The sequence below is a fragment of the Arthrobacter alpinus genome, assembly GCF_001445575.1.
In the GTDB taxonomy this organism is placed as follows: domain Bacteria; phylum Actinomycetota; class Actinomycetes; order Actinomycetales; family Micrococcaceae; genus Specibacter; species Specibacter alpinus_C.
In genome coordinates this window covers 1,658,341-1,671,388 of record NZ_CP013200.1, presented here as the reverse complement: position 1 = coordinate 1,671,388, position 13,048 = coordinate 1,658,341, and the positions used below count along the sequence as shown (strand labels likewise).

At 57.7% G+C, this 13,048-nt stretch carries 6 protein-coding genes, 1 other RNA gene and 1 pseudogene; 3 read left to right on the top strand and 5 right to left on the bottom strand.

The window, feature by feature from the left end:
* Positions 1–12 precede the first annotated feature (12 nt).
* From AS189_RS07380 to AS189_RS07365, 3 genes are all read left to right on the top strand, one after another.
* A complete protein-coding gene (locus AS189_RS07380) occupies positions 13–747 on the top strand; it encodes a hypothetical protein (RefSeq protein ID WP_062287033.1) in 735 nt (244 codons plus the stop codon).
* Positions 748–803: 56 nt separating this feature from the next.
* The gene (locus AS189_RS07375; RefSeq protein WP_129587190.1) at positions 804–1,451 is read left to right on the top strand and encodes a hypothetical protein; all 648 of its coding nucleotides are present in this window, start codon (positions 804–806) and stop codon (positions 1,449–1,451) included.
* Between the two features lie 639 nt (positions 1,452–2,090).
* Entirely contained in the window at positions 2,091–4,442 is a 2,352-nt protein-coding gene (locus tag AS189_RS07365) for a helix-turn-helix transcriptional regulator (protein ID WP_129587189.1), read from the top strand.
* 121 nt (positions 4,443–4,563) lie between these two features.
* On the opposite strand, the gene AS189_RS07360 is transcribed toward AS189_RS07365, so the two are convergent.
* From AS189_RS07360 to AS189_RS07335, 5 genes and pseudogenes are all read right to left on the bottom strand, one after another.
* Positions 4,564–4,824 carry an LPXTG cell wall anchor domain-containing protein gene (locus AS189_RS07360; protein ID WP_062287025.1) on the bottom strand — a complete coding sequence of 87 codons (261 nt, stop codon included), beginning with the start codon at positions 4,822–4,824 and terminating at the stop codon, positions 4,564–4,566.
* A gap of 103 nt (positions 4,825–4,927) precedes the next feature.
* Positions 4,928–6,071: pseudogene (locus tag AS189_RS19825) on the bottom strand (IS3 family transposase).
* A 30-nt stretch (positions 6,072–6,101) separates the two neighbouring features.
* The gene (locus AS189_RS07345) at positions 6,102–10,844 is read right to left on the bottom strand and encodes an SdrD B-like domain-containing protein (protein WP_160320801.1); all 4,743 of its coding nucleotides are present in this window, start codon (positions 10,842–10,844) and stop codon (positions 6,102–6,104) included.
* A 447-nt stretch (positions 10,845–11,291) separates the two neighbouring features.
* Positions 11,292–11,657, bottom strand: a transfer-messenger RNA (tmRNA) gene (gene ssrA, locus AS189_RS07340).
* 106 nt (positions 11,658–11,763) lie between these two features.
* Positions 11,764–13,047, bottom strand: a complete 1,284-nt coding sequence (locus tag AS189_RS07335; RefSeq protein ID WP_237759997.1) for a glycoside hydrolase family 3 N-terminal domain-containing protein — start codon at positions 13,045–13,047, stop codon at positions 11,764–11,766.
* Between the last annotated feature and the right edge of the window lies 1 nt (position 13,048).

Sequence of the window (13,048 nt, the reverse complement as noted above, 5' to 3'; positions counted from 1 at the left end):
AGGATTGCGGCCGTGACTGTCCCGGCAAAATTCTTCCTGCAATGGCTGAGCTCCGTTGCTGGTGCCACCACGCAGGCGGCCGTGTGTCGTGCCGCCGGCATCAAACGCTCTACCCTGGCTCAGCAATTGGTGCGTGGGCGGGTTTCGCTGGCTACGGTTGCTGCTGTGAGCCGTTCCCTTGATCTGCCAGTAGTGGCAACCCTAAGCGAATTCCCGCACTTCGAGGACCTCTCGTCTGGGATGAAGCCACCAACCGAAGCTGAACTGCTCAGCCAAATTTCCGATGCAGATCTGCTTCAGGAAATTTTGAATCGCAATGGGGCCGCGGAGAATCTCACCGCTCCCCTGCCCGTGCAGTTATCACCGGGACACCATAAATCCTCCGTGCGCGCCTGGCTCGATGCGGTCGACAGCTCGGATCTTCGTGTGAAAGTTGCCCGGCAGGCGGCCATTGCCCCGCAAAATTTGTCGGCCCAAATCAGCGCCAATCGGCTCACCGCCGAACTTGCCATTGCGAGTGCCCGAATTGCCGAGGTGGGACTGACCAACGGGCTGGTTTCCACCGGCTTCTTGTCCCCCACCGAGGCGGGGTGGGTGCCGGGTTCTCGGGAAAATGCCCTACGCGGGACGCCTACCAGCTCGCTGGTCTCGCTAGCGTCCCATCGTTTGGATATCCTGAGCCGCATCCTGCGTCGTTCAGAGGAAGACAGTGCCGCGGTGCAAAGTGTTTGGGAGAACTTAGGATGACGCTCGTTTTGCAATGGACGGCTTTGACGGTGTGCTTGGCCTGCAGCCTCTGGCGTGTGCCTTCCCTGCTCAAAGGACGCAACCGTGGGCTTTCATGGGCATTCATCCTAGCGACGGTCAGCGTCGCGCTGAGCCTGCCGGCAATTTACCTGCCCGTTGACGCCTTGCTTGGGGGCATCAACTTGGCCAATGTCGTGTTGCGGCTCAGCATGTTTGGTGTCTTTTTCCTGCTGACTTCCAGGGTTGCCGCCGCCTATAATTCCCCTTTGGCTCGAACCCTCATCAGGGGGCCCTTGGGCGTGGCTGTTTTGGCGATTTCCTCACTGGGACTTTGCGTCAGCTATGTGCTCGCCGACGTAGACGGTTCCAGTACGGGACTGGTGGCCTTCACCAACCAGTCAGCCGTGACGGCGTACTCATGGTTCGGCGTTGCCTATACCACCTACGCCGCAGCCTGCGTGGTGGTGGCAACTGCGAAGGCGACGTTGTCGCGACGACCCGTCGTAGACCGGGCAGCAGCGTTCTTCTTGTTGGTTGGGTTTTCGTTGGTCTGTGCCACCGTGCCGTTGCGAATTCCGCGATGGGCAAACTGGCAGGCAGTGGACATCATGAACTTCACCGCGATCTTGCTTGTCGCCCTAGGTCTGGCACTTGTCTGGTGGTCCTTCATCCGCCGACCCATTAGCAAGAATGTGCACGCCTAGAATAGTTGTGGCTTTGGCCTCCGAACTAGACGTCTGAGCCCCTCAAAGTAGATGTACACATTTCCATTAGTATCTGGCATAATAATGAATGTGTGAACAAAGTTTGCCCAATGCGGTACACAAAACTTTGGGGGTGAGTGGTGGTCTGGCTTCAGTGCCGGCCCACCACTCAATTGTTTGTGCTGCGTTTCCCGTTCATCTAGACTCCACCCCACGACACTAAAAACCGCTTCGGGCCAGTACACTGATAGCGTTTCGTTTGACACTCTTGAGGTCTCCCTAACTGGGGCAGCCCTGACTCCCCGCAGTGGACGGGCAACAGGTTGTTCTGCATCAGCAATGGGGAAAAGGGGGTTTGCAGCGCATGGACATGGCCAAACTCCAGCGCAAAAATGTGCACCAGCTGCGAAAGCCGCGCCAAGTCAATTCACATCTGGTGATTGATCGGCCCCGGGTCGTCGAGCTGATCGAAACCGGTGCCGACGCCCCCCTTTGTGTTGTGCGGGCCCCCGACTGAGTGGCAAGACAACCGCGTTACAGCAATGGGCAGAAAAAACTAGTCGTCAAACTGCTTGGCTAATCCTGGATGAAGAGCTTTCCACCGTCGAGGTGTTCTGGCAGCAGTTACTCCAGACAGTCATGGCACCACAGGACCGTGATGCCAAAGCGGGAGGCACCGAGTCCGGTCACGCCGTCGAACCTTCAAAGGATCCTTCAACCGATCCGGTTTCCGACGTGTCCGCAGCCTTGGCAGGAGCAGCCCCACTGACGGTGATCGTGACGAATTTTCACACGGTTCAAGGTACCGCGTTTGAGAGGGACCTGGCCCGCCTTTTAGTCCGGACACCGGAGCTAAGTTTGATAGTGGAAACACGTTCCGTCCTAGAGATTGAAAAGGTACAACTTTCCACCGGGCTTGACGTTTATGTGGTCGACGCCGATGACCTCACGTTCTCGTCAGCAGAAGCATCTCAGTTTCATGAAGGTACCCCGCTCGCTGCCATCAGTGACGAGCTGAACGAACACTTCCAGGGCCTCCCAATAACCCATAGGACTGCCCGGCTGGCGACCCAGGGGTCCCTCGCCCCGGCAGCGAACCTTGCCGAGCACATTATCGCCCGTGTCACGGACATGGTACTAGTTGAAAGCGTCTCGGCGCGGGATCAGCTCCAAAAGCCTGCCGTGGCCCGGCTACTCACAGTCACCCTGCCCCTGAACCATTTCGACGCGGCACTCGTCCGAGCCCTTGTTCCCGACCAGGAGTTGGCGCCAAGCATCCGGATCCTGTTGGAAAACAACTTGTTGAGCTCAACCAACGCATCCCTCGGCATCCGATATAGCTACAGGCCCATCATCAAGGCTGCACTCACCCGCAAGATGGCAGCGGAGATTGCAAGCTGCAAGGCTCAGACGCTTGAAGCGGCCGCGGCTTTTGAGTTGGCCCGTAAGCAACATTCTCCGGCCTTCGACTACGCCATGACCAACAAGGACTATCGGCAGGGAACGAATATCCTCATCCAGTCCGGCTTGCTTCTGTTCGCTGACAGCGCCAAGGTTCTGCAACGCACACTTCCCCGGATCCCCAAGACCCAGTTAGTGAAGTATCCACTGCTGACAGTGGCCTTGGGCATCATTTACAACGGTGACCAACGTACCCGTTTCAAGGGCCTGGAACACTTCGCGTTGGCACTCTCTGCTACACAACTCCTGGGCAAGTCAGTGCCACCGGAGGAACGTGTAGCCATGGGCCTTGCGCGGGCCGTGGCGCTGCGCATGACAGGCCAGTTCAAGGTGGCGGCAGCAACATCACGCACCGCGCTGAAGAACTTGAACGAACTGTCCTTGGCTGACCGGGACAAGCTGCGAATCGTCGAGACGATCTCCTTGGGCCAGTGGGGTTTGACCCTGTTGCTGGTAGGCGATTTCAACAGTGCTGAAAAGGCCCTGCAACAGTCTGTGGCCACTGGTGAGATTGCGGATTCCCAACAGGCGCAGTACTTTTCCATGTCCTTGCTCGCTTACAGGCATGCCGTAGACGGGGATCTTCAGACAGCTGCCATGTTCGCACAGTTGGCCTCGGAGTTTTCCTTCCACACCACCGACATGGAGTTGTACCAAAAAACGCCGCTGGCCGTGGCGCTTGGCATGATTGAATTGGGCAGGTTGCAACCGGACGCTGCGGCAGAACATCTAAAGACGGTCATCTCGGAAACGGCAACCAGTGAATTCTGGGGCAGGCTGCGTGTCATCGAAGCGCATATTGACTTGCTGCGAGGACAGGCCGGCATCGCTGCTGGTCGCCTCACTGTGGTGCTGGGCAGGCGGAGGGATCTGCCCGCCCTAAACCCTCTGGATGCAACAGCCTTGCTGGTCCTTCACGCGGACTTGCTACTGACCGGCGGCAACGCCTCAGGGGCCGGTGCGGCCCTAGCCAAGCTCCCCTCTAAGAATCCCGCAGCGATCATCACCCGGGCCCGCCTCAGCCTTGCTACAGGCAATCCAGCGCAAACTGCGGAGCTGTTGAGTCCTAAGATTGCATTCACGACAGCCCTACAGTCCGTGGAGGCCCGGGTGCTCCTCACAGTTGCACGTCTGCATTTACTTCCCAAGGAATCCCTGCGCACCGATCTCGAAATGATTTCTGGTGCCATCACGGCATTGGCGAACCACTGGCCGCTAGTGATGCTGACCGCCTCCGACAGAGACCTGCTCCGCACATCCATGGAGAAAATGAACGTTCCTTACCCGGGCTCGGCCACCCTGCCTGAAGAAATCATCCCCGTGAAGCTCGAGTCCATCGCGCTCACTCGCCGTGAGTCCACTATCTTGGCGACACTTGCCACGACCGGTGATCGGGCGGAGATCGCGCGCATCAACTTTGTCAGCCTCAACACCGTCAAATCCCAGCTGCGCAGCCTTTACAAGAAGCTCGGCGTCGCCTCCCGCGAGGAAGCCCTGCTCGTGGCGCATCAGGAAAACCTGCTGAACTAAAATTCTGGGCAATTTCAGTCACGGGACTCATGTTGCTCTGCTGGACACGCCTCAACAGACACGTGCGGCCCCGCTTCCCTTTCGGGAGGCGGGGCCGCACGTGTCTCAGCTGGCTATGTGCCTAGTGCCGCGTCGTGGAAGCTCGACGTCGTCGTCCGGTCAGGACCACGGCGCCACCTCCCAGCATGGTCAGCAAAAGACCCATGGCCATCAGTACCGCACCGTCGAAGCCCGTGTTGGACAGCTCGTCGGTGGTCGCCGGCGTGGTGGGTGCCGAGGTGGGTACCGAGGTGGCGGGCACAACGGGGGTTGTGCTCGCCGGGGCGGGTGCCGGGGTGGTGGGTTCCACCGGAGTCGGAATCACCACGAAACCGAAGTCCATGCTCGGATCCCGGTCCCCATCCATCGTCAGACCAGTAGAAGTAGCCGTCCAGGTAGAAGAGGGGACTGCCCCGGGTTTCATTGACTCTCGGGGTTTAGTGTTTCTAGGCGGCTTCGAGGCCGGTATTCATTGTCTCAAACTCGATCGGTGTTAGCCGGCCAAGTCGTCGTTGTCGGCGTTTCCGGTGGTAGGTTTTCTCGATCCAGGTCACGATTGCCAGCCGCAGTTCCTGCCGCGTGGACCAGCGCTGCCGGTCCAGAACGTTCTTCTGCAGCAGCGCAAAAAATGACTCCATGGCGGCATTGTCAGCACACGCACCCACCCGCCCCATCGACCCAGTCAGCCCGTTGCTCTTCAGGGTCCGGACGAAGGCGTTGGAACGAAATTGAGAGCCACGATCCGAATGCACCACCGCCCCTGTGGCGACCTTAGCGACACCGCGTTGCGCAGAGCTGCAACGGCCAGAGACGCCTTCATGCGTGAATCAATCGAGTAGCCGACAATTCGATTCGAATGCACGTCCTTGATTGCGCACAGGTACAGCTTGCCCTCATCGGTGCGGTGCTCGGTGATGTCCGTCAACCACAGCCGGTTGGGTGCCGTTGCGGTGAAGTCCCGCTTGACCAGGTCGTCATGGACGGGCGGGCCCGCTTTGCGCGTCAGGCCGCGTTTCTTGGCGAACACGGACCAGATTCGCTGGCTGCTGCACAGGCGCTGGACCCGGTTCTCACCCGCAGCCAGTCCCTGGTCCTTCAACTCGTCAGCAATGAACCGGTACCCGAACGCCGGGTCGTCGCGATGGACATCTAGCGCGGCGTTGATCAGATGCGCATCAGCCCAATCCCGGTCCGTCACCGGAGCCGCCTTCCATGCGTAGAAGGCTTGCTTGGAGAAGCCGAGCACCCGGCAGGCCACCGCGACGGGGACTCCGTCCGCGGCAAGATCAAGGACCAGCGGGAACGTCATTTTGGGGGCAGCTCCCGGGCGAAGAACGCTGCGGCCCGACGCAGGATCTCATTCTCCTGCTCCAGCAGCCGGATGCGTTTCTTCACATCCCGCAGCTCGGCCGCCTCAACAGCGCTTACACCCGGGCGGGTGCCGTCCTCGATATCGGCTTTCTTGAGCCAGTTATGCAGAGTGGCCTCGGAGATCCCGAAATCCCTAGCGATCTGAGCGATCGGTGCTTCATGCTTGCGAGCCACGGAAACAACATCGCGGCGGAACTCGGCGGGAAAAGGCTTAGGCATATCAATATCCTTGCTGCAAGGAACGTATCCTCACAAGTCAGGAGTCAAGCAAAGCCGGGGCAGTCCCGAGTCGCCTTCGCGGTTTCCTTCAGTTTCAATGGTCGGGATGTACGGAGCCAAGGCTTCCTTCGACCCGTCTTTGTCGATGCTGACCGTGTAGGACTCGCCAGCCTTCAGAACCGGGAGGTCCACGAAGGTGTAAGCACCCGTATCATCAGTCTTTACAGAAACAACAGCCTTGCCGAACACATCCGTGACAGCCTTACCATTAGGACCCGTGATAGCCAGAACAACATCCTTGATACCAGGCTCACCCACGGACTGAAGACCGTCTCGGTTGGAATCAACCCAGACGTAGTCACCAACGGATACCTTCGGCAGAACGAAGCCGAGGTCCAGGCTCTGATCCCGGTCCCCATCCATCGTCAGACCAGTAGAAGTAGCCGTCCAGGTAGAAGAGTCGCCTTCGCGGTTTCCTTCAGTTTCAATGGTCGGGATGTACGGAGCCAAGGCTTCCTTCGACCCGTCTTTGTCGATGCTGACCGTGTAGGACTCGCCAGCCTTCAGAACCGGGAGGTCCACGAAGGTGTAAGCACCCGTATCATCAGTCTTTACAGAAACAACAGCCTTGCCGAACACATCCGTGACAGCCTTACCATTAGGACCCGTGATAGCCAGAACAACATCCTTGATACCAGGCTCACCCACGGACTGAAGACCGTCTCGGTTGGAATCAACCCAGACGTAGTCACCAACGGATACCTTCGGCAGAACGAAGCCGAAGTCCAGGCTCTGATCCCGGTCCCCATCCATCGTCAGAGCAGTAGAAGTAGCCGTCCAGGTAGAAGAGTCAACCTTACGGTCATCTCCCGCACCAGCAAGGGTCGGAACATACGGAGCCAACGCAACCTTCGAAGCATCCTGATCGATCGTAACCGTGTAGGACTCGCCAGCCTTCAGAACCGGAAGGTCCACGAAGGTGTAAGCACCCGTATCATCAGACTTTACAGAAACAACAGCCTTGCCGAACACATCCGTGACAGCCTTACCATCAGGACCCGTGATAGCCAGAACAACACCCTTGATACCAGGCTCACCCACGGACTGAAGACCGTCACGGTTGGAATCAACCCAAACAAAATCACCAACGGATACCTTCGGCAGAACGAAGCCGAAGTCCAGGCTCTGATCCCGGTCCCCATCCATCGTCAGAGCAGTAGAAGTAGCCGTCCAGGTAGAAGAGTCAACCTTACGGTCATCTCCCGCACCAGCAAGGGTCGGAACATACGGAGCCAACGCAACCTTCGAAGCATCCTGATCGATCGTAACCGTGTAGGACTCGCCAGCCTTCAGAACCGGAAGATTCACGAAGGTGTAAGCGCCCTTATCATCAGTCTTCACAGAAACAACAGCCTTGCCGAACACATCCGTGACAGCCTTACCATCAGGACCCGTGATAGCCAGAACAACATCCTTAATACCAGGCTCATCCTCAGACTGAAGACCGTCACGGTTGGAATCAACCCAAACAAAATCACCAATGGAAACGCTGGGCTTTACAATCACACCGGCGTCCCACGTCGGGTCAATGCCCTCAGTGGCAGCGAAGTCGAAACGGTAATCCTTGGTCAGAGCCACATTCGTGTCGTCAAGGGCGAACTTGACAGTGAGACCCGTCGCCGGATTAGCGTCAGAATCGTCGGCATCTTTGGCGTTAGCCTGTGCATTCGAGGTGGTGAAGTCGTAGATCGCACTCTGGGCAGTAGTGAGCTCGAACTTGATCTGGTATTCACCTGCCGGCAGCTCATCAAACATGTACCGTCCCGCAGCGTCGGTTTCTGTTGTGGCTACGGTCTTGCCGGCACCATCCAACAGCGTGACCGTGACACCTTCAAGGACTTCTGCATCGTCTTGCAGACCGTTCTTGTTGGCGTCCACCCAGACAAAGTCACCCACCGCGTAGCTAGCGTCAACTGGTTCGTTGGGGAAGGCTACAGCGTCAGATGAACCGTCGTTACCAACGACCACCTGAATCGTTTGTGTGGACAGCTTGTAGCCAGCCGGCGCCTTGATCTCCTTGACGGTGTACGTTCCGGGAGTAGCTACCTTCACGTTCTTGGTTTTTCCCTCGTCGTCGGTGACACGCAGGGCGCCATCTTCAACAAAGACATTGTCAACAACAACCTTCAGTTCGGCATCCAGGATCTGGAAGTGAGCTGCGGTATCGCTAATGACAGCTTCAGGATCTTCAGCATTGACCTTGGCGATTGACAGCGGGTAGCCGTTCGACGGCGTGATCGTTGCCTTCGTTGATCCAATGCTGTTGATGATCGCTTCGTCAATAGAAAAGGCCTTGATTCGAACCAAGATATTTGCGGCAGGATCGCCCTTGCTGGCATCCAGGTTGGTGCCTTCCTTTTGGAAAAGCACTACCTTTCCCGAGGGAGCAGCACCGGTGGGGTCCTCGAACCGAGCCTGGACGTTTCCGACCAGATCCTGCACTCCACGTGTCGGGTTAGCCCGATCGTCGACATGGTCGTCGGTAACGAAGCCCACGAACTCGAGACCCTCAGGGAGTACATCCACAACGTCAAAGATCGGGACACCCGTGTACTTACCATGGGGCACCAGGGCCACATTGTAAACAAACTGATCACTAATCAAGTTGCCCTGGGCGTCTACTTCGGCGCGCAGGTTCTGCGTCCACTCAGTATTGAGAGTGTCGCGGACGGTCTTGCGAATTTCGGCTTCATCACCGTAAGTGGTGGCTTCCATCCGCACCTCGGACCAGAACAGGGCCTTGTTGCCTTCACCGAAGAGCGTCGCCTTGTTCTTGATCCGCAGTGTCTGCTTACCGGCGATGGGCTTGGATACCAGCGTTAACGTCAGTTCAAACGCCTTGTCGATTCCCCATTCGGTTACCTTGGCAATTCCAGCATCATTCAGTGCGATGGCAAGGTTTCCATCGCCGTTCAGCGTCACATCAAAAAGCTCTCCGCCCATGACACGCGACCCGGCATACTTGGCGGCAATTGCTGCCTTGACGGCGTCAAGGTCGGAAATGTCATAGATGTTCGTATCAACGTAATCAACGATGGAGCTCTTCGTGAGGTCAATGCCCTTGCCGGCGCCCACCGTGAACTTGTAGTCAACCTTGATGGATTCGCCTGGCTTGGCAACCACATCCTTGTTGACCGTTTCCTTCTTGAAGTAGTCAGGAGCGTTGAATCCGTCCGCGCTCTCCGTATAAGAGAAGAGGAAGGCCTCCCTGTTGAACCCGGTCTGCTGTTTTCCGAGCCCATTCGAGTAGCTCCACTCGCCCCTGTTGGTGAGTTTTTGCTTCGTTTCACCCGGGACGGCGGTCCCCTCTTTATTAAGCCCGGTCACTGAATTGATATGAGCCTTCACCGCCACAGCGGAGATTAACGCGTTGTCCTTGCCCACATTGATGAAAAGTGACTGACCGTCCACGAAATACTTTCCAACGTACTCGTCGCCGGCAAACACGGCCGCAGCCACGGGGTCGATCTTCTCCAGATCGATGCCATTGGAGGTGAGGAATGCGGCATCGGCGGTATTCCAGCTGGCCTGCGCCGGCAACTTATCGGAGATGACAACATTGGACGTCAGAGTTTTCAGCACATTGCTGCCGTCCCACTGGGTCAGGTTGGTATTCAGCGTATAGGTGACATCCGCGGGAGGAACCAGCGAGCCGTCGGTCTGGGGCTCAACGTCCTTATTCAACCAGTTAGCATCCTTCGTAAAGGCCGCGCCTACGCCTGGACCTTCCACTCCGGTAACTTTTCCACCAATGGAAACTGTCGCTTCCTTAGTGCCAGAATTCCCAAAAGTGACTGTGTTTTTCAGGTTGACGTTGTAGTTCCCGCCAGCAGGTCCCGTCACCTTGTCAGCGGCGGCCTGCAGCTGTGCTTCTAGGGCCACACGGGCGGCCTCATCGGCAACGTGGGCAGAGTAGTTGATGGTCGTCATCGACGACGCCGGCAGGTCCAGCTGGCCGGAGAAGGTGTTGTTCGCAATGGTTGGCGCGAACGCGACGTCACCGACGGCCTTGTTCAGTCCGTTGGTATCCCACGTGGTTTGGGTTCCGGTGAAGGATCCCGACTTGTACGTCATTCCGGCAGGAAGCGCATCGGCGATGATGTATCCGGCCTTGGCAGCCTTGGTGTCGACATTCAAGGTGTATGTGATTGGAGCACCGATGACACCGGTAGCAAGTGTTACTTTGCCGCTCGCTGCGTTGTAACTGACAAACCGTCCCAAGTTGCCATTGTTGGAAACCGACTTCGACTGGTAGTCGTTGACGTTAGCGAAGTCATCGCCGTTATTTTTGATGATGACATCGAGTGACTTCTCTTCGCCGTCTACGGTCCATACGATTTTCTCCTTGGAGCTGCCGTTAACCTGATTCATGCTGAAGTTAAAGGAGAGCAGACCCTGTACGGTGTCTGGCAGCGGATCCTTGAATTTCACAAGAACCTTGTTGGAATCGCTGGGGTCCTTCGTGATCGACTCGATCTGCTCATTCCCCGCGGGTACATCACCGAGGGTGACGTTGGCTCCCAGGCTGATGGTCACTGTGGAGCCTGGCACTACATCCTGGCTGTATTGCATGTTCATGGTGACCACCTGGCCTTCGCTGACCACGGGAGTACCGTTGTACGTTACACCCCCAACCGTGACAGTTGTGGTGATGCCGGGCGTTGCCGCGGCGGCCTCACCGGTTCCAACACCAATGAGGGATGCGAAAGTCAATGCGATAGCAATCGCACCGGCCAGTGCAGCCAGCCACCCCCTAGCAAGCTTGTTTGTGCCATTTCCTGTTAGGGACAACGGCACCGCCTCTGGTCGTCCTTCGTGCATTACTAATTCCCCTCGTATCAACTTGGCGATGAAAGCCCGGGTGGGAAAGCAGCTGTCCGACTGGTTTGCCACCACGAATTCTTTCGTCATTTCGCGGACCGGGCCGCGAAATAAATCACAGCAGTCCACCAAGAAGCATCCCATCGGCCAGGGCAGGACTAGCCAAAAGGACAATAATTCACCCTGTCAATTAACCCCGAAACCCCCTATATATGATGAGGCTCACTGAAAATGTGGCAGGACCGCCAGGTCACCGTGACAAGCAAAAGGGCAAAGAAAAAGGGCAAAGAAAAAGGACCTGTCCCTCGCCGCAAGGGCAAGGAACAGGTCCCAATAGGGATGTGGAGATGGGGAGAATTGAACTCCCGTCCGATGTTGTGTTGTCAGGGCTTCTCCGGGTGCAGTTTGCAGCGGTTTTTCTCGGCCCCAGCTATCTCGCAAACAAGTAGCTGCCAGGCCCAGTTGTAAAAGAGTCCCCTAAGCGCCTACAACAAGCACTTAGAGCAGTGGCCCTCTAGATGACGCCAGTATCCGGGACGAGAGCATTCCCGGGCTGACGGACTGTCTTACTGCTTAGGCAGCAAGAGCGAAGTCAGTGCGATTTGATTCAGCACTTGTGTTTTACAGAGATCGTTTACGAGTTAACCCTGTATCCTCGACCCGCTTCACCTGTCTCGACTAACACCGTCGAAACCGATCATCCCCTATTGTTTTTTCAAATCCACGTCCCGTGCCCGGGGGCAATAGTTCGTGGACTATCTATGCTAGCGCATTGCAGGCCGGTTATATTCCCCGTCACTACCCAATGTCACTAGTCGATGAGCCCCTTGGTCGCTTTGGCCTCCAGGACGAGTAGCGCGGCCTTATCAATCTTGGCAGCAAAGGCAGGATCGGACTGGGCAGCCTGGACCATCCCGGAATACATTTGCGGCAGCAGGGCGGAGTTGGTGCACAGCGCCATGGTGCCTCCCGCCGCAAGGAAGTCCACGCCGCGTTGCCCCACGGGCACTTCCGAGACTTGAACGGCGTCGCAAATGTCATCGCTGACAATGATGCCGGTGAAGCCCAGATCACCGCGCACCATTTCCTGCACAATCACAGACGAGAATGGGGCCATGGCGTCGGGATCGATCTTGGGATACCACGCATTAGCCATCATGAGCCACGGCACCCCGGCGTTCACGGCGTCGCGGAACGGGGCTATGTAGGGGTCCAAACGCACCGTGGTCTCATCCGTCACTCCAGCGGCGACATCGGTATTCAAGGTGACACGTCCCAGCCCTGGGAAATGCTTGATGGTGGGTTCCACTCCGGCAGCCATCATGCCTTGGGCAAAGGCCAATCCATGGCTGGAAACGAACGCTGGCGTGTAGCCATATTCCCGGCCAAAGCTGCCAATGGGGGCATTCAACGGGGCAAACTCGGCACTCGGCACAGTATCCAGGACGGGGGCCAGATTCACGTTCACGCCCACGGCCGTCAGCTGCTCTCCCCAACGGGTAGCATCGTCGCGAAGAGCCGCCGGCGTAAGCTGACCCTGCTCAATGGCTTGAGGCATGTCATCGAATCCGGGGCCACGCATGATCTGCACAAATCCGCCTTCCTGATCGGTCGCCACAAAAGGCCGCACCCCATCAGAGCGTGAGCCGGAAATATGCGCCACAACACCGGCCACTTCGGCCCCAATCCCGGCCACCCCTGCCATGCTGCGACCCTTCATGAACACGTTGCCCACTTGCAGGGTTTCCAGGGCATACAGGGAACTCTCATCGGTCCCGGTCACGGGCGATGACACCATGAGCACCTGGCCCACCCGTTGCTCCAAGGTCATGGCAGCCAGTTTCTTGGCGGCTAGGCTCTGAGCCGGAGCGGACGACGCCGGAGCTGGGCTTACGTTCGACGGCGGGACCGAAGCGCTGGTTGAGGATGTGGACGGGGCACTCGGGGGTGGAGCTACGCTGGCCGGCGTCGGGGACGCCTGCACTGTGGTGGTGCCCGAGGTGGAGGCGTTCACCACCAGAGACACCATCACCGCGATGACTACCACCGCGGCCGCAATGAGCCACCAATGCCGGCGAACCAACGGCGAAGTCACT